The organism is Flavobacterium macrobrachii (assembly GCF_014486675.1).
Taxonomy (GTDB): Bacteria; Bacteroidota; Bacteroidia; order Flavobacteriales; family Flavobacteriaceae; genus Flavobacterium; species Flavobacterium macrobrachii.
Window position 1 is genome coordinate 38,084 of sequence record NZ_JACTAC010000009.1, and the last position, 24,863, is coordinate 62,946.

20 protein-coding genes, 1 other RNA gene and 1 pseudogene are annotated in these 24,863 nt (G+C 32.4%); 16 read left to right on the plus strand and 6 right to left on the minus strand.

Annotated features, from left to right (window positions below; translation table 11 throughout):
* Window positions 1–22: 22 nt before the first annotated feature.
* The gene (locus IAI56_RS03810; protein ID WP_187656611.1) at window positions 23–1,072 is read right to left on the minus strand and encodes a glutaminyl-peptide cyclotransferase; all 1,050 of its coding nucleotides are present in this window, start codon (window positions 1,070–1,072) and stop codon (window positions 23–25) included.
* A gap of 86 nt (window positions 1,073–1,158) precedes the next feature.
* Here IAI56_RS03810 and ffs point away from each other — a divergent pair.
* From ffs to fsa, 4 genes are all read left to right on the plus strand, one after another.
* Window positions 1,159–1,256: signal recognition particle sRNA small type (ffs, locus tag IAI56_RS03815), an RNA gene on the plus strand.
* A gap of 98 nt (window positions 1,257–1,354) precedes the next feature.
* A complete protein-coding gene (locus tag IAI56_RS03820; RefSeq protein ID WP_187656612.1) occupies window positions 1,355–1,726 on the plus strand; it encodes a VOC family protein in 372 nt (123 codons plus the stop codon).
* On the plus strand, window positions 1,723–2,526 hold the full coding sequence (locus IAI56_RS03825) for an SDR family oxidoreductase (protein WP_187656613.1): 804 nt from the start codon (window positions 1,723–1,725) through the stop codon (window positions 2,524–2,526). Before IAI56_RS03820 ends, IAI56_RS03825 begins: the two co-directional genes overlap by 4 nt.
* A 175-nt stretch (window positions 2,527–2,701) precedes the next feature.
* Complete coding sequence (fsa, locus tag IAI56_RS03830) at window positions 2,702–3,358, plus strand: fructose-6-phosphate aldolase (RefSeq protein WP_187656614.1); 657 nt, start codon at window positions 2,702–2,704, stop codon at window positions 3,356–3,358.
* 83 nt (window positions 3,359–3,441) lie between these two features.
* Here the strand turns inward: fsa and IAI56_RS03835 are convergent, their stop codons facing one another.
* Entirely contained in the window at window positions 3,442–4,842 is a 1,401-nt protein-coding gene (locus tag IAI56_RS03835; RefSeq protein ID WP_187656615.1) for a TlpA family protein disulfide reductase, read from the minus strand.
* 171 nt (window positions 4,843–5,013) lie between these two features.
* Between IAI56_RS03835 and IAI56_RS03840 the strand changes: the two genes are divergently transcribed.
* The 3 genes from IAI56_RS03840 (at window position 5,014) to IAI56_RS03850 (ending at window position 9,844) form a co-directional block, all read left to right on the plus strand.
* The gene (locus IAI56_RS03840; RefSeq protein WP_187656616.1) at window positions 5,014–6,633 is read left to right on the plus strand and encodes an ABC-F family ATP-binding cassette domain-containing protein; all 1,620 of its coding nucleotides are present in this window, start codon (window positions 5,014–5,016) and stop codon (window positions 6,631–6,633) included.
* A 94-nt stretch (window positions 6,634–6,727) separates the two neighbouring features.
* Window positions 6,728–9,298 (plus strand): phosphoenolpyruvate carboxylase, encoded by a 2,571-nt coding sequence (locus IAI56_RS03845; RefSeq protein WP_187656617.1) that lies wholly within the window; start codon window positions 6,728–6,730, stop codon window positions 9,296–9,298.
* Window positions 9,299–9,310: 12 nt separating this feature from the next.
* The gene (locus IAI56_RS03850) at window positions 9,311–9,844 is read left to right on the plus strand and encodes a DinB family protein (RefSeq protein WP_187656618.1); all 534 of its coding nucleotides are present in this window, start codon (window positions 9,311–9,313) and stop codon (window positions 9,842–9,844) included.
* 98 nt (window positions 9,845–9,942) lie between these two features.
* Here IAI56_RS03850 and IAI56_RS03855 read toward each other — a convergent pair whose 3' ends face one another.
* From IAI56_RS03855 to aroB, 4 genes are all read right to left on the minus strand, one after another.
* Entirely contained in the window at window positions 9,943–10,341 is a 399-nt protein-coding gene (locus IAI56_RS03855; RefSeq protein ID WP_187656619.1) for a DNA primase, read from the minus strand.
* A gap of 11 nt (window positions 10,342–10,352) precedes the next feature.
* Window positions 10,353–11,327 carry a deoxyhypusine synthase family protein gene (locus tag IAI56_RS03860; RefSeq protein WP_187656620.1) on the minus strand — a complete coding sequence of 325 codons (975 nt, stop codon included), beginning with the start codon at window positions 11,325–11,327 and terminating at the stop codon, window positions 10,353–10,355.
* 146 nt (window positions 11,328–11,473) lie between these two features.
* The gene (locus IAI56_RS03865; RefSeq protein WP_187656621.1) at window positions 11,474–12,877 is read right to left on the minus strand and encodes a type III PLP-dependent enzyme domain-containing protein; all 1,404 of its coding nucleotides are present in this window, start codon (window positions 12,875–12,877) and stop codon (window positions 11,474–11,476) included.
* Between the two features lie 298 nt (window positions 12,878–13,175).
* Window positions 13,176–14,243 (minus strand): 3-dehydroquinate synthase, encoded by a 1,068-nt coding sequence (gene aroB, locus IAI56_RS03870; RefSeq protein WP_187656622.1) that lies wholly within the window; start codon window positions 14,241–14,243, stop codon window positions 13,176–13,178.
* A 145-nt stretch (window positions 14,244–14,388) separates the two neighbouring features.
* Here aroB and IAI56_RS03875 point away from each other — a divergent pair, with 145 nt between their 5' ends.
* From IAI56_RS03875 to IAI56_RS03915, 9 genes and pseudogenes are all read left to right on the plus strand, one after another.
* Window positions 14,389–14,691 carry a TIGR03643 family protein gene (locus IAI56_RS03875; RefSeq protein WP_262896774.1) on the plus strand — a complete coding sequence of 101 codons (303 nt, stop codon included), beginning with the start codon at window positions 14,389–14,391 and terminating at the stop codon, window positions 14,689–14,691.
* A gap of 4 nt (window positions 14,692–14,695) precedes the next feature.
* Window positions 14,696–15,097, plus strand: a complete 402-nt coding sequence (locus IAI56_RS03880) for a DUF2452 domain-containing protein (RefSeq protein ID WP_187656623.1) — start codon at window positions 14,696–14,698, stop codon at window positions 15,095–15,097.
* 13 nt (window positions 15,098–15,110) lie between these two features.
* Window positions 15,111–15,743, plus strand: a complete 633-nt coding sequence (locus IAI56_RS03885) for a flavin reductase family protein (RefSeq protein ID WP_187656624.1) — start codon at window positions 15,111–15,113, stop codon at window positions 15,741–15,743.
* 2 nt (window positions 15,744–15,745) lie between these two features.
* Window positions 15,746–17,254 carry a cryptochrome/deoxyribodipyrimidine photo-lyase family protein gene (locus IAI56_RS03890; RefSeq protein WP_187656625.1) on the plus strand — a complete coding sequence of 503 codons (1,509 nt, stop codon included), beginning with the start codon at window positions 15,746–15,748 and terminating at the stop codon, window positions 17,252–17,254.
* Window positions 17,220–17,357 (plus strand): DUF2256 domain-containing protein, encoded by a 138-nt coding sequence (locus tag IAI56_RS03895; protein ID WP_187656626.1) that lies wholly within the window; start codon window positions 17,220–17,222, stop codon window positions 17,355–17,357. The genes IAI56_RS03890 and IAI56_RS03895 overlap by 35 nt, the downstream gene beginning before the upstream one ends.
* An 84-nt stretch (window positions 17,358–17,441) precedes the next feature.
* Window positions 17,442–18,976: pseudogene (locus IAI56_RS03900) on the plus strand (cryptochrome/photolyase family protein).
* Window positions 18,977–19,068: 92 nt separating this feature from the next.
* Window positions 19,069–20,361, plus strand: a complete 1,293-nt coding sequence (locus tag IAI56_RS03905; RefSeq protein ID WP_187656627.1) for a DASH family cryptochrome — start codon at window positions 19,069–19,071, stop codon at window positions 20,359–20,361.
* A 50-nt stretch (window positions 20,362–20,411) separates the two neighbouring features.
* Complete coding sequence (locus tag IAI56_RS03910) at window positions 20,412–21,584, plus strand: proline dehydrogenase family protein (RefSeq protein ID WP_187656628.1); 1,173 nt, start codon at window positions 20,412–20,414, stop codon at window positions 21,582–21,584.
* Between the two features lie 9 nt (window positions 21,585–21,593).
* Window positions 21,594–24,863 (plus strand): beta strand repeat-containing protein (locus IAI56_RS03915; protein WP_187656629.1); only part of this gene is annotated, 3,270 nt, incomplete at its 3' end.

Here is a 24,863-nt window from a genome sequence, read left to right on the forward strand (position 1 = left end):
TTCTAAATAAAAGAATGCAAAATTATTCACTCACCTTAATTTCAAATGCTTTATCCCAATTTTTTCCGGTCACAAAAATGGTTTTTGTTTTTGGATTATAGGCAATTCCGTTCAGAACATCATCAATTGTAGCGGATGTTTTTGCACGTAAAGCTGATAAATCTAAAACAGCTTCCACAGCACCATTTGATGGATTAATTACAGCAATTGCATCTCTTTGCCAAATATTACCGTAGATTTTTCCGTTAATCCACTCAATTTCGTTTACACTTTTTATTTTACTGTCATTCGTATAAACGTTAACGTAGTCAATTAGTTTCAAGGTTTCTGGATCCATTTTCCATATTTTCTCTGTTCCATCCGATTGATAAAGGTATTTTCCATCATTGGTCAAACCCCAACCTTCAATTTTTTTATCATATTGAAACGATTTTATTTTTTTCATCGTTTTTGCATCATAGACAAAACCTTCAACATTTTGCCAAGTCAACTGATAAATTTTGTCATTAAGAACCGTAATTCCTTCGCCAAAATAACGTTGGTCTAAATCTACTTTTTTATAAACTTTTCCCGTTTTAAAATCGGTTTTTGCCACATAAGAAGTTCCTTCTCGACCAGTACTTTCAATCAAAGTGTCTTTGTAGAATTCATATCCTTGTGTAAACGCGCCTACGTCATGTGGAAAGGTATTTACAATTTCATATTTTAATAGTTTTGGAGCATTTGCAGCAACCAATTCAATACGAGATTTGGTAGAAACAGTATCGCCTTCAAAATAAATCAAAGCTTTCAAATGTTGATAACCTAATTTTTTTCTACTTAAATCCAATTGTGATTTTGTATTTCCTTTTACTGATAATACTTTTTCGTCATTAGCATAAAAAATAATACTATCAATTGATTTTTCTTTGGTATTTAAAATTTCCAAATCAACCTTGTCGTTTTGGGTATATTTTGGCTTAAAAGAGGTTTCGTTGAAGCTAAAATAGCCTTCTATTGTTTTTCGGTCGTCGCCACAATTGGCTAATGTTAATCCTAATAAAATGGTTATTAGTAGGTTATGTTTTTTCATTTTTTGTCAAATAATTTAATCCACACAAATATATTTATAAAGCTCTTAAATTCTTGCAAAAAAATAAAAAGATTGTATATTTGCAACGGCAAGTCCTACACGACCAGCTCCTGCAAAATCCTCCAGGATGGGAACATAGCAAAGGTATGTGGTTGAGCGGTGCGATGTAGGTCGCTTGCCATTTTTTTTAAAAAACGAAGTCTTCCAAATAAAGGAAGATTTTTTTGTTTTTACTACTTTCGTTTCGGTTACTAAGTTATCTTTACGCACAAATTTTTTTCTATGAAATTTCAACCCATTCTGCCTATAATTTGGACAAATGAATTCGACAAAACTGTTGAATTCTATTGTAATATCTTAGGTTTTTCCTTTGATGAAACTAATAAAAACAACCCATGGATACATTTGTTTAGAGATGAATGCGAAATTGTAGTAGCAACTCCAGAAGGTAACGAACCGTTTGGACAACCAGGTTTTTCGGGAACATTTTATATCATGGTTGATAATATAGACGAACTTTGGTATTCGATTAAAGATAAAGCCGAAGTTTGTAGTGAGATTGAAACTTTTGAATGGGGAATGAGAGAGTTTGCCATTTTTGATAATAATGGATATTCGTTCCAATTTGCACAAGATATGACACAATTTTTATGAGTAAAGTAGTTTTAATTACAGGCGGTTCATCAGGAATAGGAAAAGCTATTGGGGAATTTTTGTTTCACAAAGGTTTTACAGTTTATGGAACGAGTAGAAATCCTGAAAAAATAACCAATTCGTTATTTCCATTGATAGCATTAGATGTTCGAAATACAGAAAGTATCGTTAATGCGGTAGAAAAAGTAACTTCAATTTCAAAGCGAATTGATGTAGTGATAAACAATGCTGGAGTTGGAATTACTGGACCAATTGAAGAAATTTCATCAGAAGAAATCAAAAATAATTTTGAAACCAATTTCTTTGGGCCAATAGAAGTTATCAAAGCGGTTTTGCCACAAATGCGTGAGCAAAATTCAGGTTTGATAATCAATATTACTTCCATTGCGGGTTATATGGGTTTGCCTTATCGCGGCGTTTATTCGGCATCAAAAGGCGCACTCGAAATCATCACCGAAGCCATTAGTATGGAAGTGAAAAACTTTGGTGTAAACATAGTTAATGTTGCGCCAGGCGATTTTGCAACCAATATTGCTTCTGGACGTTATCATGCACCAGTTATTCAAGGTTCGGCTTATGAAAAACCTTATGGAAATACGCTACAACAAATGAACGAACACGTTGACAGCGGAAGTAATCCAGATGAAATGGCGATGGCAATTTATCAAATTATCAATGATAAAAATCCAAAACTGCATTATAAAGTTGGTGCTTTTATGCAAAAGTTTTCCATTGTTCTAAAGCGTGTTTTACCCGATAGAATTTATGAAAAAATGCTGATGAACCATTACAAGTTATAACAATATCAAAAATCAACTTCAAATTTAAAAATTGAAAACACAAATATTGATTTTTGTAATTAAAGTTGATTTTTGAGATTGAAATTGAATTTTGACATTGTAATTGACTTTTGAAATGGATTTCGTAATTTTGCACCGTTAAAAACGTAAACACAACTTTTATACAAATACAACTATGAAATTTTTTATTGACACAGCCAATTTGAACGACATTAAAGAAGCACAATCACTTGGTGTATTGGATGGCGTAACAACAAATCCTTCGTTGATGGCTAAAGAAGGAATTACCGGAAAAAATAACATTTTAAAACATTATGTTGACATCTGTAACATTGTTGATGGCGAAGTTAGCGCTGAGGTTATCGCTACCGATTATGACGGAATGATTAAAGAAGGTGAAGAATTAGCCGAATTACACGAGCAAATTGTGGTAAAATTACCAATGACAAAAGAAGGTGTAAAAGCATGTAAATATTTCTCTGATAAAGGAATTAAAACCAACGTTACTTTGGTGTTTTCTGCTGGTCAAGCAATATTAGCTGCAAAAGCTGGAGCAACTTTTGTTTCACCGTTCATTGGTCGTTTGGATGATATTTCAACGGATGGTTTGGCTTTGATTGAAGAAATTCGTCAGATTTATGACAATTATGGATATGAAACTCAAATTCTTGCCGCTTCAGTTCGTCACACAATGCATGTTGTAAATTGTGCTAAAATTGGTGCTGACGTTATGACTGGACCATTATCATCAATTCTTGGATTATTAAAACATCCATTAACTGATATTGGATTAGCTCAGTTTTTGGCTGATTACGCTAAAGGAAATCAATAATTCAAAATAAGATATTTTAAAATAAAAACGGCTTTCAATTTTTGAAAGCCGTTTTTATTATTTATAAAAGTAAGATGATTTTATTATAAATTTTCTTCAAATTGTGAATCAAATATATTGGTAAATGCATTTTTTATTTTACCATTTTTATCTAAAATAATAGTTCGGTGAATTTTATTAATAGCCCATTTGTATTTGATGTCTTCAAAATTTGGCGCGTGCAATTCAGTAACATTATTAAAACGATATGTGGAAAGAATTTTTTTCCATTGTTCTTGAGAATCATTCAAATTAATTCCAATGAAATGATAATCGGTATATTGTTTTTTTAGGATAACAATTTTTTTGTGAACTGCTTCAAGGTGAGATTTTGCTCTGGAAGTCCAAAAGAAAATTACGGTATTTTTGTTGATTATAGTATTTGAAGAAACAATTTTACCGGTATTATCGACTAATTCTACTTCAGGTAATGTGTTGCCAACTTTTAGCGATTGAATCGCATTACCAATTTTACTGATCTCGTTTTTATGGCTTTTATCGGTAGAAAATTTATGATAAGTTTTCAAAAATTCTTGATTATAAACCATATTCTGATCTTCCAGCAAATAAGTGAAAGCAATATTATTCAAAATAACATTTTTTAGTTTTTCATTCTTGATTAATGTATCGGCAATGTTCAGTTTGTTAATATTGGTTTTTAATGCCAAATCTGCTTCGGTAAAATGATTATGATAATTTATTCCGCCCATGTTGTTAAGCATGTGCGATAAATACATTACAAAAGGAGAATAACTTGAAAGCGTTTCAGAATTGAAATCGATATTTTTTCTAAAACTATAGAAATCAGTTGGAATGGTTTCATAAACATCATTTCCTGTTCTGATTTTGTGGATCATTGGATACAATTCTTTTTTTGAATAATAATTAAAATCAACTGCAGCTTTAGCAATAACATCAAATTCATCGCTCCATTTGATTTCATTTTTTTTATTGGTGTAAAAAGTTTGAATTTTTTTATTTGAAGCATCAATTGTTTGCGTAAACGTATTCAAATCATAGCCAAAAACGTCAAACATATTGTTACGATCTTTTTCATTTTTCAAAAATAAATCAATCAAGAAGTTATTTTTTAAATCACCACGACCACAAAACGCAATTGAGTTGTCAAAATCTCTTGAATTTACACGAACCATAATGCTATCGTTTTTATCAAAAAAAACATATTGATATTCAGGTTCATGTTTAAAGCTGTATAATCCTGGAGCTAACGAATCAAATTTTATAAAGAAACGATTATTATTATCCAATTTAATAGAATCAATCACTTCGTTGTCTTTACAAAAAAGCACATAAGGATTATTTGGATTAATGATTTCACCACCAAAATAAGCAACGAATTCAGCTTCTTTGTTACTGTTACAAGAAATTAAACTCGCTAGTATAGTGGTAAAACACAAATATTTTTTTAGAAAATTGATTTTCATTCCAATAGATTCAAGTAAACAAAAATATCTAGACCAAATGGATTTTACTGTTAAGCATTAGTTAAAGTTATACAGCTTAAGTCACAAATTAACCTAAAAAAACTAATCACTAATCACTAAAAACTAATCACTAATGTGTACTTTTGCACAAAATTTAATAAAATATATTTCATGCTTACAGTTTCTAATTTATCGGTACAATTCGGCAAAAGAATTTTATTCGACGAAGTAAATACAACCTTTACGCAAGGCAATTGTTATGGAGTTATTGGTGCAAATGGTGCTGGTAAATCTACATTTCTTAAAATTCTTGCTGGTGATATTGATCCAACTTCGGGACGAGTTATTCTTGAACCAGGTAAACGTATGTCGGTTTTAAATCAAAATCACAACATGTTTGACGAGCATACCGTTTTGGAAACAGTAATGATGGGGAACAAAGTCCTGTATGCCGTAAAAACTGAAATGGATGCTTTGTATGCCGATTATGATGATAAAAATGCCGATAGAATAGGTGAGTTGCAAGTTCAGTTTGAAGAAATGAACGGTTGGAATGCTGAATCAGAAGCTGGCGCAATGTTATCAAACCTTGGAATTTCTCCCGATTTTCATTACACTTCAATGAGTGAAATGGAAGGAAAAATGAAAGTTCGTGTACTTTTGGCTCAAGCACTTTTTGGAAATCCGGATGTTTTGGTAATGGATGAGCCAACGAATGATTTGGATTTTGAAACCATCACTTGGTTAGAAAATTTCTTAGCAAATTATGAAAACACAGTAATTGTAGTTTCTCACGACAGACACTTTTTAGACTCGGTTTGTACTCATATTTCTGATATTGATTTTGGAAAAATAAATCATTATTCTGGAAACTATACTTTTTGGTACGAATCTAGTCAGCTAGCAGCTCGTCAAAAAGCACAACAAAATAAGAAAGCCGAAGAGAAAAAAGCAGAATTGGAAGAGTTTATTCGTCGTTTTAGTGCGAATGTGGCAAAATCAAAGCAAGCTACTTCTCGTAAAAAAATGATTGAAAAATTAAATCTTGACGAAATTAAACCGTCAAGTAGAAGATATCCAGCCATTATTTTTGATGTAGAAAGAGAAGCTGGAGATCAAATTCTTCATGTTCAAAACCTAGCAGCATCAGTTGATGGTGAAGTATTGTTTAAAAATGTAGATTTGAATATGGCAAAAGGCGATAAAGTTGTCGTTTTTTCCAAAGACTCTCGTGCAACAACTGCTTTCTATGAAATTTTAAATGGAAAAATCAAAGCCGATGAAGGAACTTTTGATTGGGGAATCACTACTACTCAATCGTATTTGCCAAATGAAAATCACGAATTTTTTCAAGACGGAAGCTTGAATTTGGTAGATTGGTTACGTCAATGGGCAAAAACTGAAGAAGAACGCGATGAAGTTTATATTCGTGGATTTTTAGGAAAAATGATTTTCTCAGGAGAAGAAGCTTTGAAAAAATGTACCGTTCTTTCTGGTGGAGAAAAAGTACGTTGTATGTTATCTCGAATGATGATGATGCGTGCCAATGTTTTAATGCTTGATGAACCAACCAATCACTTAGATTTGGAATCCATTACGGCTTTCAACAATACGTTGAAAAACTTTAAAGGTTCGGTTTTGTTTACTACTCACGACCACGAATTTGCACAAACCGTTGCCAACAGAGTTTTAGAAATCACTCCAAATGGCGTTATCGACCGATACATGACATTTGACGAATATCTTGAAGATGATAAAGTTCAAGAACTGAGAAAAAAAATGTATAACTAAATAAGTGAACTCCTAAACGAAAGTTTGGGAGTTTTTTTTGCTCCATTATTTAAAGCATTGATTTTTTTAGTAATTTAAGCCAAAATTATTTTCCATGTATACCTTACCAAAAATCGAGCGTTTCAATCAAAATGTATTGTCTAAATACCACATTTATAATAGTGTTTTTATCACGTTGCCTTTTGATGCCATTGATAATACAGGAGTTTTGCTACCGTTGTTTGCAGAAGTTTGCGATAACGGTTTCAAGAATAATTGGACACCAAAGCAAATAGTAGATTTTTTTGCCGAAAAATATTTGGACAATGCTTCCGAAGAAGAAAAAATCAATCTCATGTTTCGTTTTATACAATATGTAGAACGACAAATTGTACTTTTTGATGCAATTGAAGATGCCGCTTTTCCTGTGGTGAATAATATGGAAGGTCGAGGTTCGCTTCGAGATGTAAAAGAAAAAACCGAAGCCAAAAATAAACGCGAAGAACTAATTTCATTCCTAGAAGATTTTAAAGTTCGAACCGTTTTAACAGCTCATCCAACACAATTTTATCCAGGTTCAGTTCTTGGAATTATAACCGATTTAACCGAAGCTGTTCGTCAAAACGATTTGATTAAAATAAAACAACTTTTAGCTCAATTAGGAAAAACACCTTTCATCAAAAAAGAAAAGCCAACGCCTTTTGATGAAGCTGTCAGCCTGATTTGGTATCTCGAAAACGTGTTTTATAAAACCGTTGGCGAAATGATGCAATATTTACAAAAAAATATTTACGACAATAAAATTATAGACAATTCAATCATTAGTCTAGGATTTTGGCCTGGCGGTGATAGAGATGGAAATCCGTTTGTGACAACTGAAATTACATTAAAAGTTGCCGAAAGACTTCGAACTTCTATTTTGAAATGTTACTATTTTGAAATCAGAAGTTTAAGAAGAAAATTGACATTTAATGGTGTTGATACTTTGGTTTTTGAACTGGAAAATAAGTTGTATCGCTCCGTTTTTTATTCTCAAGGCGAAATTTTTATCACGATTGATGAGCTTAAAAATCAGTTGTTCAAAATCCGTGAAATTATCATTAATCATCATCAATCGTTGTATCTTGACAAAGTGAATTCGCTGATACAAAAAGTGAATAATTTCGGATTTCATTTTGCATCGCTTGATATTCGCCAAAATAGTAAAATTCACAACAAAGTTTTTAAAAATATTGTAAATCATTTTGTTACCAATACTAAAAGTGATTTTCCGAATAATTATTCTGAATTGAATGAAAACGAAAAGTTTTTGGTTTTAGAAAAAATAAATTGTGATTTGCAACCAACTATTTTTCAGGATGAATTAACAATTTCTACTTTAGAATCTATTCGAGCAATTAAAACCATTCAGGAAAAAAATGGCGAGCTTGGTGCAAATCGTTACATAATCAGTAATAATGAAAGTGCTTTGAACGTAATGGAAACCTTTGCGATGTTTAAACTGTCAGGTTGGCAAAATCCTTCAGTTGATATTGTACCGCTTTTTGAATCGGTAGATGATTTACAAAAAGCACACTTGGTTTTGGAACAATTATACACCAATAAAAGCTATCGAAGTCATTTAAAACAACGAAAAGACAAACAAACCGTGATGTTAGGTTTTTCGGATGGAACAAAAGATGGCGGATATTTGATGGCAAATTGGAGTATTTTTAAAGCCAAAGAAACCATTACCGAAATTTCAAAAAAATATGGAATAAAAGTAATTTTCTTTGATGGTCGCGGCGGACCGCCAGCTCGTGGTGGTGGAAAAACACATAAATTTTACGCTTCACTAGGTTCAACCATTGAAAATCAAGAAATTCAGTTAACGGTTCAAGGGCAAACGATTAGTTCTAATTTTGGAACATTGGATTCGTGCCGACACAATTTGGAAAATCTTTTAAGTGCTGGCGTTACCAATCAAATTTTTAATAAAGATGAAAATAATTTATCGACTTCGGATAAAAGTTTAATCGATGAATTGGCAACTATTGGTTACCAAAAATATAGTAATTTTAAAAATCATCCGAAGTTTTTGCCTTATTTGGAGCAAATGAGTACGCTGAAATATTACTCAAAAACCAATATTGGAAGTCGTCCTTCAAAGCGAAATGCAGATGATAAATTGGACTTTGCCGATTTGCGAGCTATTCCTTTTGTGGGTTCGTGGAGCCAATTAAAACAGAATGTTCCCGGATTTTTTGGCGTTGGAACGGCATTAAAACATTTTGAGGAAACCAATCAATGGGAAAAAGTACAGTCGTTGTATGATAACTCACTTTTTTTTAAAACATTGCTGGAAAACAGTATGATGTCGTTGGCAAAATCATTTTTTCCATTGACTTCTTACATGAAAGATGATGCTGTTTTTGGTGATTTTTGGCAAATTATTTACGATGAATTCCTAGAAACCAAACGATTATTACTCAAAATTGCTGGTCATCAAGAATTAATGGAAAACTATCCCGACGGAAAAGCTTCCATTATCATGAGAGAACAAATTGTTCGTCCTTTATTGACAATTCAGCAGTATGCTTTATCCCAAATCCGCAATGGAAATAACGCACCGTTGAATGAAGTTTATGAAAAATTAGTAACGCGTTCGCTATTTGGGAATACCAATGCGAGTAGAAATTCGGCTTAAAAAAATAAATTTATGAAAATATTCCAATTAAAATCTGACGAATACGGTCAGTTTTACGCTAATTATTTAGCACAAGTTTCAGATGAATATACTTTGGTTGAAGAACTTGAAATTTCGGTACATCGATTGGTGAAATTTGTTCGTGAAATACCTATGGACAAGTTTGATTATCGCTATGCGGAAGGAAAATGGACAATTAAAGATATATTGTTGCATCTAATTGATTCCGAGCGAATTTTTGCTTACAGAGCTTTGCGTTTTGCTCGAAACGATAAAACCGAATTGCCAGGTTTTGACGAAAATAGTTATGTGGACGAAGCCAATGCCAATCAAAGAAGCATTCAGGATTTGTTAACCGAATTGTTGGTTGTTCGACAAGCTAGTTTGACTTTGTTTAAATCATTTTCGGAAGAACAATTGCTATGTAAAGGAATTGCGTCAAATAACCCAATGTCAGTTCGTGCTTTGGGATTTACTATTATTGGTCATCAAAATCATCATCAAAAGGTTTTTGAGGAAAGATATCTTCTACAAAATTCCAATTAAAAAAATCCAAAACTTAAAGGTTTTATAAAACAAAAATCCCAAATTCCGAGTAAATTATCAATCGGAATTTGGGACTTAAAATATTGGAATTTTAACGTTTATTCTTCGTCGTCTTCATCGTCAAAGTTGTCGCTATCAGTAAAATCATCATCGTCGTCGTCAGAACCGCCTTTGTCTTTTAACGGATCAACCTCTACATCGTCATCATCAGAAGCCAAATCATCATCGTCTAAACCTTTAATTGGTTCAATTGGTTCGATTACTGAATCAAGATCATCTTCTTCGTCAAATTTCTCCATTCGGCTAGCCAATTTAGTACTTACTTTCACTAAATAAATAGTGTCTTCGGTTCTAACTTCAACAGCTTCGATCAACTCGTTTTGGGCATTTCTAAAACGAATAATATCTGAATCGTCATATCCTTCAGGAAATTTTTCTACTAATAGGTTTAAAATATCACCAGTTAGTTTAGCATAATCTACAATAATTCTTCTCATAAAAAAATCTTTTATAAATCTAGTATGTATGCAAAAATCAATGGTGCAACGATTGTTGCATCAGATTCTACAATAAATTTGGGTGTTGTAATATCTAGTTTTCCCCAAGTGATTTTCTCATTTGGAACTGCTCCAGAATAAGAACCATAACTTGTGGTTGAATCGGAAATCTGGCAAAAATAACTCCAAAACGGAACATCGTGCATTTCCATATCTTGGTAAAGCATTGGAACGACACAAATTGGGAAATCACCTGCAATTCCACCACCAATTTGGAAGAAACCAATCCCTTTTCCTTCGCAATTGTTTGTGTACCAATCAGCTAACCACATCATGTATTCAATTCCGCTTTTCGTTGTAGTAGGTTTGAAAGTACCTTTGATACAATAGGAAGCAAAAATATTTCCCATTGTGCTGTCTTCCCATCCTGGAACTACAATTGGTAGATTTTTTTCGGCTGCTGCAACCATCCATGAATCTTTTGGATCGATTTCGTAGTATTGTTGTAAAACGCCTGAATTAATCATTTGGTACATAAATTCATGTGGAAAATAACGTTCTCCTTTTGAATCGGCATTGTTCCAAATGTCATATAAATGTGATTGCAATCTACGGAAAGCTTCTTCTTCTGGAATACAAGTATCGGTAACTCTATTATAGTGGTTTTCCAATAAATCCCATTCTTCTTGTGGCGATAAATCTCTGTAATTTGGAACTCTTTTATAAGAATTATGAGCAACAAGGTTCATGATATCTTCTTCCAAATTTGCTCCAGTACACGAAATAATATGCACTTTGTCTTGACGTATCATTTCGGCTAATGATTTTCCAAGTTCGGCTGTACTCATTGCTCCAGCCAATGTAATCATCATTTTTCCGTTGTCAAGCAAATGTTCTTCATATCCTTTTGCAGCATCAACTAAAGCCGCAGCATTGAAATGAAGGTAATTTTTTTCTATAAACTGACTAATTGGTCCTTTACTCATCTTCTTTTTTTTTATTCCGTTGTATTCCAATTCATTGGATTTGCTTCGGATGTTTTTAGTTTATGGCTCAAAGAAAAACTTTTTTTCTATAACCGCAAACAGTTTTTATAATTTAATTCTGTTAAAAATAACACTCTTTTATGGAACTATTTTTTGCCGTAACCTAATATTTTCAATACATCTTCGGCAGTTTGTTGCTCAGAGAAAACTTCTGTTGCTATAATTCCGTTTTTGTCTCTATCTATCAAAATATGTTTTGGTTGTGGAATTAAACAGTGATGTAAACCACCATATCCACCTATAGTTTCTTGATAAGCACCAGTATTGAAAAATCCAATGTATAAAGGTTTTTCTTTGTTGTATTTTGGCAGATAAATAGCATTCATATTTTGTTCAGAATTGTAATAATCATCACTATCACAAGTCATTCCGCCCAATAAAACGCGTTCATACGTATCATTCCACCTATTAATAGCAAGCAAGATAAATCGTTTGTTAATTGCCCATGTATCAGGTAAAGTAGTGATAAATGAACTGTCAATCATGTTCCAAGCTTCTCTATCATTTTGTTGTTTTTGATATAAAACTTGATAAATTGCGCCACCCGATTCACCTACGGTAAACGAACCAAATTCGGTAAAAATATTTGGAACATCAACTTCGGCTTCTTCACAAGCAATTTTTATTTGATTGATGATTTCATCAATCATGTATTGGTAATCGTATTCGAATGCTAAAGAATTTTTGATTGGAAATCCGCCACCAATATTTAAACCATCAAGTGAAGGACATTCTTTTTTAAGTTGAATGTAAACTTTAATACATTTTACCAACTCGTTCCAATAGTAAGCCGTATCGTTAATTCCAGTATTGATAAAAAAGTGAAGCATTTTTAACTCCAAGTTATCATTTTCCTGAATTTGTTTTTTATAAAAAGCTAAAATATTTTTGTAACCTATTCCCAATCGAGAGGTATAAAACTCAAATTTTGGTTCTTCTTCGGCAGCAATTCTAATTCCGATTTTGAATTTACCTTTAATCTCCGCTTGAAGTAAATCTAACTCTTCATAATTATCAATTATCGGAATAGTATTTTTATGACCATTGTTAATCAATCGAGCAATATTAGTAATGTATTGATCTCTTTTGAAACCGTTACAAATAATGTATGTGCTTTTGTTGATTTTACCATTTTCTAGTAAATTTTCAACAATGTTGATGTCAAATGCTGATGATGTTTCTACATGAATATTGTTTTTGAAAGCTTCATTCATAACATATTCAAAATGAGAACTTTTTGTGCAATAACAATAATAGTATTTACCTTCATAAGCATTTTTTTCCATAGCATTTCTAAACCAATTTTTGGCTTTTTTTATGTTATTGGAAATTTGAGGTAAGTAAGTGAATTTTAATGGCGTTCCATATTGTTCAACCAGTTTCATTAAATCGATGTTATGAAATAGTAACGCACTATCTTTGTTTAAAGTAAACTCTTCTTGTGGAAAATAGTAAGTTTGGTTGATAAGGTCGAAATATTTAGTATTCATTAGTGTTATTTGAAATTTATAAAGGATTATGATATTTTAAAAAAACAAAATAATCCATCATTCAAACTCTAATGTTAGCATAAATAATAGGTAATTTTTCTTGGAATAGAAACTCAATTTCTGAACAAAGTGAACCTATTACATTTTTTAAACTAAAAAAATGTGTAGTATAAGTGTTGAAATTAAGTTTAATTTCCTTGCTGTAGTTACTGTAATCAGAAGTCTTAACCGATTTTTTCATTAGGGCAAATGTAAAAAATAATTAATTCGAAATACAACAATTTAGATGAAAAAAATATTAACTTTTATAGTTTTCAAATGCTTGTGTAATTAATTCATTGTCAGATTTTTGATTAAAGCGTGTTTTTCCAATTCCATCTAGTAAAGCAAATTGAATTTCACCATTTTCATTTTTCTTATCATGAATGAGTAAATCTAGTATCGGTTGAAGGTCGTTTTCTTCAAAATGGATGATTTCAAAAATTGAATTTAAGGTTGATTTAATTTCATTAAATTCGTCTTCAGAAAGAAGTTGTTTTTTCCAAGAAATAAAACTTTCCAAAATCATTCCAATCGCAATTGCTTCACCATGTAACAATGTTTTCTTGTTTTCATTTTCAAGAAAATAGCTTTCTATTGCATGTCCAAGTGTATGTCCAAAATTTAATGCTTTTCTAATACCGTTTTCGGTTGGATCTTGTAGTACGATTTCGTTTTTTATTTCCACCGAACGATGAATTAATTGGTCAAAATCAGCAAAATCTTTTTGACTTAAATCTTTGAATTCGTTCCAATAATTTTTATCAAAAATCAATCCGTGTTTCAGCATTTCTGCCAAACCAGACCGCATTTCGTTTTGTGGTAAAGTTGTTAAAAAATCAGTATCGATAACAACCATTTTTGGCACATTGATAACGCCAATTTGATTTTTTAAGTTGCCTAAATCCACACCGTTTTTTCCACCAATTGAGGCATCAACCATCGCTAAAAGAGTTGTTGGAATATTTATAAAATCAATTCCTCTTTTAAAAGTAGAAGCAATAAATCCGCCAATATCTGTGATGACGCCACCGCCAATATTGAGTAAAAGCGATTTTCTATCAGCACCAAGTTCAGTTAAAATAGTCCATATTTCAACACAAGTTGCAATATTTTTCTCAGTTTCGCCAGATTCGATTTCTATGATCTCAATACTTTTGTCTGTTTCAAGCAATGGAAGAAACTTTGGAAGGCATTTTTCATTAGAATTGGTATCCGAAATTATAAAAATAGTGGAATAGTTTTTTTGGGTAATATAATGGTTTAAAGAAGTGTATCCATTTTTGTTAAAAAAAACTGTGTATCCATTTGCTTCAATTGATTTCATTAAAATAATTATTTCGAACAAAAGTATATTATAATTTAGTTGAAATTAAATTTTTTGGAAAACTTAATCAATAAAAAGTTTTAAATTGAGATAAATTATGTAATTTTGTTTAATTATTTTTATTAAAAGTTAAACAAATTGTATTTTGAAACCAATAATATCAAATACTATTAAACAAAATCTTTCTGATATTCAGATTGATAGAATAATTGAAATGGCATGGGAAGATCGAACTCCATTTGATGCAATAAAGTTCCAATTTGGTTTATCCGAAGCTGATGTAAAAGCGTTGATGAAAAAAGAATTAAAGTTTAGCAGTTACAAATTGTGGCGAGAACGCGTTGAAAATTGTAAAACGAAACACGTTGCAAAACGTGATGAAAACATTGACCGTTTTAAATGTAATAGGCAAAGAATTATCTCCAACAATAAAATATCAAAACGTTAATATAATGAAAAGTAAAATACCAGATAACGTTGTTTTTTCAGAAGACAAAGGTTACAATGCAAGTTTATTGCCTTATTCAACCAATGTTGGCGCACCAGTTATAAAGATGGATGATGTTGTTTCTTGGAAAAGCAGAGGAATTAACAACGTAAATAAGGAATTTGAAAATAAATTTAATGAGCTTAAAGAGCAATATGAAAGTTTAATGATTGAATACAAATGGAATGAATTGGTTTATAACGCAAAATTTTCGTTTGAACCAGTAATTGGAGAAATTTATCATTTATATTCTAATAATGATGGAACAAATGTTCTTTCATTAATTGCACCAAATGAGTGGAACAAAGAGCATATAGGAACTTTTAAATTGAATAGTGAAAAAAAATGGGTTCGTATTTTGTATTAAAATAATTTGATAAATGTATATAGATAAAGCAGAAATTGAACAATTAGAAAAACAAAAACGTGTTCATTTAATCAATAGTTTGGGCGGATTTAAAAGTGTTGCTTTGGTAGGAACAGCAGATGAAAATAAAAAAACCAATCTTGCTATTTTTAGTTCAATTTTTCACATTGGTGCCAATCCGCCATTGATTGGAATGATTTTTCGCCCAAGTCCACCAGAGCGTGATACTATGCGAAATATTTTAGAAACAGGATTTTATACAATAAATCATATCAACGAAAATTTATACAAACAAGCACATCAAACATCGGCTCGATATGATAAAGATATTTCTGAATTTGATGTAACGGGTTTAAAACCGGTATATAAAAATAATTTTTTTGCACCATTTGTTTCAGAGAGTCATCTACAATTAGGAATTGATTTTAAAGAAAAAATTGATATTTCAATCAACAACACCACAATTATTATTGGGGAAATTGTTCAAATTTATTTACCAGAAAATTGTTTACATGAAGACGGATTTATTGATTTAGAAAAAGCAAACACTATCACGTGTTCAGGATTAGACAGTTACCACAAAACCATTCAATTAGACCGATTAAGCTACGCAAAACCCGATAAAGAAATTACTTCATTACTTTAAAATTGACAAAAAAAACTATAAATATTGTTTGGTTTAAGCGTGATTTACGTTTTACAGATCACGAACCACTTTATTTGGCTAAAAATGAAGAAATTCCGGTTTTATTGATTTACTTTTTTGAACCTTCGGTAATGAATTATGAAGACAGTGATGTACGTCATTGGCGTTTTATTTATGAAGCTTTGCAAGAAATGCGAACTAAATTAAAATCAATTGGAACTGAAATTTATTTTTTTCATAACGAAGTTCACTCTGTTTTTGAAGAATTGGTAAAAATATTTGATATCAAAACTGTTTTTTCGCATCAAGAAATTGGCAATAAAATTACGTTTGATAGAGATATTGCTATGCAAAACTTTTTTGATTATTATAAAATTCAATGGAAACAATCTCAAATGCACGGTGTGATACGCAAGTTAAAATCAAGAAGCGAATGGGATAAACGTTGGGAAAAAGTAATGCGTGCCGAACCCAAAATAATTGATTTAAATTCGTTTCAATTTGAAAATTTGGAAGACAATTTGTATCAAAATTTAAAAAGAATAGAACTTCCAAAAGAGATTACAACCCGAAATAAAAACTTCCAACAAGGTGGCGAATATTGGGCTTGGCGTTATCTTGATAGTTTTGTAAAAGAACGTCATGTAAATTATAGCAAGTCTATTTCCAAACCCAACCTGAGCCGAACTGGTTGCAGCCGTTTGTCGCCTTATCTTACTTATGGAAACATTAGTATGAGAATGGTTTATCAATATACCAATCAGTTTTATGAAACTTCGCCCAACAAACGAGCGATGTTGAACTTTGTTTCTCGTTTGCATTGGCATTGTCATTTTATACAAAAATTTGAAGACGAATGCCGAATGGAATTTGAAAATGTAAATAGAGCTTATGATGGTTTGATAAAACCTAAAAATGAAATTTACATAAAAGCTTGGCAAGAAGGCAAAACTGGAGTTCCAATTGTTGATGCATGCATGCGATGTTTGGTTCAAACGGGTTACATAAATTTTAGAATGCGAGCTATGGTGGTTTCGTTTTTCACCTTCAATTTATGGCAAGATTGGCGCGAATTACATTTTTTAGCAAGACAATTTTTAGATTACGAACCCGGAATTCATTATCCTCAATTACAAATGCAGTCTGGAACAACCGGAATTAATACAATAAGAATTTACAATCCAATCAAAAACTCTGAAGATCATGATGCTGATGGAATTTTTATTAAAAAATGGGTTCCAGAATTAAAAGAAATTCCAGTAGAACTCATTCATGAACCTTGGAAATTAAACGCTATTGAACAACAATTTTACAACTGCGAAATAGGAAAAGATTATCCGTTTCCAATAGTAGATATTGATGAAACTCGAAAAAAAGCAAGCGATATTGTGTGGAGTTTTAGAAAGAAAGATGACGTAAAGGAAGAAGGAAAAAGAATTTTAAAAAAGCACGTTAGTAATCCAAATAAACCAAAAAATGCGAGGAGTAAAAAAGCAAAACCTTCCAAATAAAATCTGTGTTGTTTGCCAAAAGCCTTTTGCTTGGCGCAAAAAATGGGAAAAAGTTTGGGACGAAGTCAAGTATTGTAGTGATAAATGCAGAATGAATAAATAATTTAAAACCATTAAGATATTAAGTTCCATTAAGACTTTTAAAACTTAATTTTTCTTAATTCCTTAATGGTTCAAAAAAAAGTAAATGTCAAAAACCTTACGATTAATTCTCGGCGATCAATTAAACAGTAATCATTCCTGGTTTAAAACTATTGATGATTCGGTTACTTATGTGATGATGGAAATTCGTTCAGAAACAGATTATGCTAATCATCATATTCAAAAAGTTGTTGGAATTTTCGCTGCAATGCAAGAATTTAAAAATGAATTATTGTCTAAAAATCATAATGTTATCTATGTTTATCTAAATGATAATGATAACTTAGAATCCTTTGAAAAAAATATTCAAAATCTAATTTTAAGCAAAATTTTACTCATTTTGAATACCAATTGCCCGATGAATATCGAGTAGATTTGGATTTGAAAAAACTTTGTAAATCGATTTTAATTTCGAGTTCTGTTGTAGATTCTGAGCATTTTTTTACTACTCGAAGCGAACTTGGAGATTTCTTTGAAGGCAAGAAAATCTATCTAATGGAAAGTTTTTATCGTGCGATGCGAAAGAAACACAATATTTTGATGGAAGGTGATAAACCATTAACAGGTCAATGGAATTATGATGGAGAAAATAGAAAAAAATTACCCAAAAATCACAAATCAACTTCGCCATTAGTTTTCAATAATGATGTTTCAAATATTTATGATGAATTAGCAAAAACCGATGTAAAAACTATTGGAACTATTGATTCTAAAAACTTTGTTTGGCCAATAAACAGAGAGCAATCATTACAACTTTTAGATTTTTTTGCTACCGAATGTTTGCCACTATTTGGAAGTTATCAAGATGCAATGTCACCAAACCAATGGTCATTGTATCATTCTAGAATTTCATTTTCGATGAATGTAAAAATGATTTCGCCGCAAGAAGTTATAGATCGATGTATTGAAGAATGGAAAAAACGTCCAAGTGAAATAGAATTCAATCAATTAGAAGGTTTTGTGCGACAAATAATTGGTTGGCGTGAGTACATGCGAGGTATTTATTGGAACAAAATGCCCGAATTTGCTAAGCTCAATTTTTTCAACAATCAAGAAAAATTACCCAATTGGTTTTGGACAGGAAAAACCAAAATGAATTGCTTGAAAGATGCGATTACTCAATCTTTAAATTACGCTTATGCACATCACATTCAACGATTAATGATAACTGGAAATTTTGCTCTTTTAGCTGGAATTCATCCAGATGAAGTTGATGCTTGGTATTTGGGAATTTATATTGATGCTTTTGAATGGGTTGAAATTACCAATACTCGCGGCATGAGCCAATTTGCCGATGGCGGAATTGTAGCAACAAAACCTTATGTAAGTTCGGCTTCCTATATCGATAAAATGAGCCATTATTGTGGAAGTTGTTTTTATAAAAAAGCTGTAAAAACAGGCGAAAAAGCATGTCCTTTTAACAGCTTGTATTGGAATTTTTATGATAGAAATGAAAAGAAATTAGGCAAAAATCCACGAATCGGAATGATGTACAATGTTTGGCGGAAAATGAAACCTGAAGACAAAACAGCGTTGTTGCAACAAGCCGATTTTTATTTGAAAAATATAAATGAATTGTAAATCCTGCAAGGTCTTTATGACCTTGTAGGTATTCTAAATAAATATCAAACCTACAAGGTTTTTAAAACCTTACAGGAAAAAAAAGTAAAAATATGAAAACATCAATAGTTTGGTTTAAAACTGATTTACGATTACATGATAATGAAACACTTATCAAAGCTATTTCACAAAGTGATGAAATAATTCCGGTGTATTGTTTTGACGAATCAAATTTTGTTACCACTGAATTTGGATTTAAAAAAACAGGAAGTTTTAGAGCACAATTTTTATTAGAATCGCTTATAGATTTAGATAGAAATTTGAGAGCAAAAGGTTCTGGTTTATTGATTATAAAAGGAAGACCCGAAGTTGAAATTCCAAAAATTGTTCAGCAATATAAAGCTACAAAAGTATTTGCCAAAAAGGAAGTTTCGTATGAAGAAAAGCAAACCGAAGCCAAAGTTCAGGAAGAATTATTTAAGCTAAAATGCGAACTTAAAATTTTTAGTACAAGTACTTTATATCATGCAGAAGATTTACCGTTTTCAATAAAAGATATACCCGATGTTTTTACAAATTTCAGAAAAAAAACAGAAAAAGATGCTATTATCAGAGCTGCATTTGATGCGCCAAAAGAAATAAAATCACCAGAAATCGAACCGTTACAATTACCGACTTTAAAAGAGTTGGGATTAAATTTTGAACCAATAGATTCAAGAGCTGTTTTACAATTCAAAGGTGGCGAAACAAAGGCAATTGCTCGATTAAATCATTATTTTTTTGAAACCAAATGCATTTCAGAATATAAAGAAACAAGAAACGGATTGGTTGGTGCCAATTATTCGTCAAAGTTTTCGGCATGGCTTGCTTTGGGTTGTATCTCGCCTAGATTTATTTATGATGAACTCAAAAAATATGAAACCCAATTTGAAGCCAACGAGTCGACTTATTGGTTGGTTTTTGAATTGTTATGGCGTGATTATTTTAGATTTATGATGAAAAAATACAATTCTAAATTTTTTCAACAATCTGGAATTCAAGATAAAGGAATAATAGTTAATAAACACAACACACACCAATTACAAGAATGGATTGATGGCAAAACCGGAGTAGATTTTGTTGATGCTAATATGAAAGAATTGAAATTAACTGGATTTATGAGCAATCGTGGTCGACAAAATGTTGCCAGTTATTTGTGCAACGATTTGAAACTTGATTGGCGATTTGGTGCGGCTCATTTTGAACAACAACTTATTGATTATGATGTTTGTAGCAACTGGGGAAATTGGGCTTATTTAGCTGGAGTTGGAAACGATCCAAGAGGAAATCGTTATTTTAATATTAACAAACAGTCAACAGATTATGATAAAAACAAAAAGTATAGGGATTTGTGGTTAAAATCATAAAAAGTAAAGCCAAATCTCTACTATATTTGCAGTATCAATATTTAATCTAAATGACTAAAATTTTTAATAATACAGAAGTTGCTTTTGCACTTAAAACGGATACTGAATTAGATAGAGCTTATTTTTTATTTAAAATGATTGCCAACGAACCGCTTGTTCGAATTGGAACTGCGGTTACTAATTTTGCTTTAAAAGCACATTTACCAGTTGAAGGATTGATTAGAGCTACGGTTTTTGACCATTTTTGTGGCGGAACGACTGAAGATGATTGCTTAACAGTTGTAGATAAAATGTTTACCAAAGGCGTTTCTTCTGTTTTGGATTATTCGGTGGAAGGAAAAGAAGAAGAAGAACAGTTTGACGCTGCTTTGGAAATGACTTTAAAGACTATAGAGTTTGCCAAAGAACGACTTGCCATTCCTTTTGCAGTTTTTAAACCAACAGGTTTTGGTCGTTTTTATCTTTATGAAAAAGTAGGAGAAAAACAACCATTAACTCCCGAAGAACTAGTAGAATGGAATAGAGTTGTAGAACGATTTGATATTGTTTGTAAAACAGCTCACGAAAAAGATGTAGCATTATTAATTGACGGCGAAGAGAGTTGGATGCAAGATGCAGCAGATGATTTGGTAACCGATATGATGCGAAAATACAATAAAGATAAAGCTATTGTTTTCAATACGTTGCAATTGTATCGTTGGGATCGATTGGATTATTTGAAAAGACTTCACAATATAGCAAAAGCAGAAAATTTCCATATTGGAATGAAATTGGTTCGCGGTGCTTATATGGAAAAAGAAAATAAGCGTGCGGAAGAAAAAGGTTATCCAACACCAATTTGTGCCTCAAAAGAAGCAACGGATATAAATTATGATGCAACCGTAATTTATATGATGGAAAACCTAGAAAAAATGTCCATTTTTGCTGGAACACACAATGAGGAAAGTTCGTATAAACTCATGGATTTGATGCATAAAATGAATATTGCAAAAAATGACAATCGAATTTGGTTTGGACAATTATATGGAATGAGCGATAACATCAGTTATAATCTTGCTCAGAACGGTTATAATGTTGCCAAATATTTACCCTTTGGACCAGTTCGCGATGTTATGCCTTACTTAATTCGTCGTGCCGAAGAAAATACTTCAGTTGCTGGACAAACAAGCAGAGAACTAAATTTGTTGAAAGCAGAACGCGATAGAAGAAAAAGCACTAAATAATTGGATTTCATGAGAATTAAATTTACTTCAAAGTATTTACTAACATTATTACTTTTAATTTTTGTTAGAAATGTAAACGCACAGTGCGTTGATATTCAAACTATTTTGGTTGATGCATGTTCTGCAACTTCCCCTTCAAATGATGAAGGTTTTAATGAAATGGTTAGGTTTAGAGTAGGACCAAACCCTTTAAATGTTTCTAATTTGAGTGTTAATTGGCCATCAAATGCATGGACAGGAGTTGTACAAAATGCAACAACTGCAACAAAAGTAGCTTCCATAAATGCTTCTATTATTGCAGCGGGAAATTGTGGTCAGGTTTTAGAACCTACCGGTGGAGTTTTACCGGCTAATTCAACTGTTTTACTTGTTACCAGTCAAAATTTTACGATAAACTATAATTCTTTTAATTCGTTAACCAGTACTTTATATATTATTTTTCAAAATAATAATTCAGTAACTGGAGGTCATTTTGGGAATTATAATCCAACTCCAGGAACCCGATCGTTATCTATTTCTTTTGGAGGAACTTGTTCGGATACTGTAACTTATGAAAGAAGTAATTTGGTTAATATTTTTGGTGTTTCAGGAGGTACATTAGCAGAGCAAGATGGCGCCGCAGTTAATTTTAGTCCTTCGGGAGTTCCAACTTATGTAAACGAAGGATGTACTGCTCCAGTTCCGCCTTTTACGGTAAATGCTACAGCTTCTCCAACATCGTGTGTTAGTCCGGGTTCAGTTGTTAATTTGACTGGATCAGCGCAAGGATATCAGTCTTTGCAATGGACTTCAGACTCTGGAGGAACATTTAGTACACCAATAGCTCTTAATTCGAATTTTACTGTTCCTTCTACAGCCACAGGGACTATCACATTGACTTTAACTGCTACAAATGTGTGTAATGTTTCAATAAGTTCTTCTGTAAGTATAAATATTGGAAGTTCGATAACACCAACAGTAACACCATTAACTTATTGTCAAAATGCAACAGCTTCACCATTAACTGCTGCAGCATCAACAGGTGGAACTTTGAATTGGTATGGAACAAATTCTACTGGTGGTACTGCTTCGAGCACGGCACCAACACCTTCAACTACTAATGTTGGAACAACAACCTACTATGTAAGTCAAACTATTGGAGGATGTGAAAGCCCCAGAGTAGCCATAGTTGTAACAGTTAGTAATACTCCGCCTACTCAAGCACCACAATTATTTTGTAATCCCACGAACTCAACTCCAACGAGTGTAAATTTTGATTTTAATAATATAGGGCAAACTAATTTTACCTATTCGTACTCTATTGATGGTGGAACACCTGTAACAGGAACTCATGTTTCACCTTCTAATTTTTCTGTTCCAGGAGTTGCACCAGGACAAACGGTTACTTTCTCTTTAACCTGGAATGGCGTTTGCGGTGCTTCATTAACAGCATCTACAACAGTACCTACTTTTACTCAATTAGGACCATATTGTGCTGGACAGACTATACCTAACTTACCTTTAACTTCTTTAAATAATAAAACAGGTACTTGGTCGCCAGCTGTTGTTGATAATATGAATACTGGTACCTACGTTTTTACACCAAATCCTGAGCAGTGTGCATCAAGAACTTCAATGACAATTGTTGTTACTTCGACACCAACGTTGGTAATCACAAATCCACCAGCGGTTTGTTCACCATCAACAGTAGATTTGACATTAGCTTCGGTTACAGCGGGAAGTTCTGCAGGAACATTGTCTTATTGGACCAATGCAGCAGGAACCACTGTTTTGAATAATCCCAATGCGGTAACTAGTAGTGGAACGTACTATATCCGATTGACTAATGGAAGCTGTTCTACTATTCAACCTGTAGTAGTGACTATTAATCCAAGTTCTACTTTGGTAATCACAAATCCACCAGCGGTTTGTTCACCATCAACAGTAGATTTGACATTAGCTTCGGTTACAGCGGGAAGTTCTACAGGAACATTGTCTTATTGGACTAATGCAGCAGGAACTACTATTTTGAATAATCCAAATGCAGTTACAAGTAGCGGAACGTATTATATTAGATTGACTAATGGAAGCTGTTCTACTATTCAACCTGTAGTAGTGACTATTAATCCAAGTTCTACTTTGGTAATCACAAATCCACCAGCGGTTTGTTCACCATCAACAGTAGATTTGACATTAGCTTCGGTTACAGCGGGAAGTTCTGCAGGAACATTGTCTTATTGGACCAATGCAGCAGGAACTACTGTTTTGAATAATCCCAATGCGGTAACAAGTAGTGGAACGTACTATATCCGATTGACTAATGGAAGTTGTTCCACTATTCAGCCTGTAGTTGTGTCGATTAATCCAAGTTCTACTTTGGTAATCACAAATCCACCAGCGGTTTGTTCGCCATCAACAATAGATTTGACATTAGCTTCGGTTACAGCGGGAAGTTCTATAGGAACATTGTCTTATTGGACTAATGCAGCAGGAACTACTATTTTGAATAATCCAAATGCAGTTACAAGTAGCGGAACGTATTATATTAGATTTACTAATGGAAGCTGTTCTACTATTCAACCTGTAGTAGTGACTATTAATCCAAGTTCTACTTTGGTAATCACAAATCCACCAGCGGTTTGTTCACCATCAACAATAGATTTGACATTAGCTTCGGTTACAGCGGGAAGTTCTATAGGAACATTGTCTTATTGGACCAATGCAGCAGGAACTACTGTTTTGAATAATCCAAATGCAGTAACTAGTAGCGGAACGTACTATATCCGATTGACTAATGGAAGCTGTTCTACTATTCAACCTGTAGTTGTGACGATTAATCCAAGTACTACTTTGGTAATCACAAATCCACCAGCGGTTTGTTCACCATCAACAGTAGATTTGACATTAGCTTCGGTTACAGCGGGAAGTTCTACAGGAACATTGTCTTATTGGACCAATGCAGCAGGAACTACTGTTTTGAATAATCCCAATGCAGTAACTAGTAGTGGAACGTACTATATCCGATTGACTAATGGAAGCTGTTCTACTATTCAACCTGTAGTGGTAACGATTGTTCCGCAAGTTGTTATAGCTATTAATATCGTAGAAAATTGTGGAGGAAATGTTATTACTGTAACTAATCCTATTGGAAGTAATTTTGCTTATTCTTTGGATGGAGCCATTCCTCAATCATCACCAGTATTTAACAATTTAACAGCAGGTAATCATTCTATTGTTGCTATTGAAACTGTAGGAAATTGTACTTCAGCACCATTCAACTTTTTTGTTAATCCATTTGTT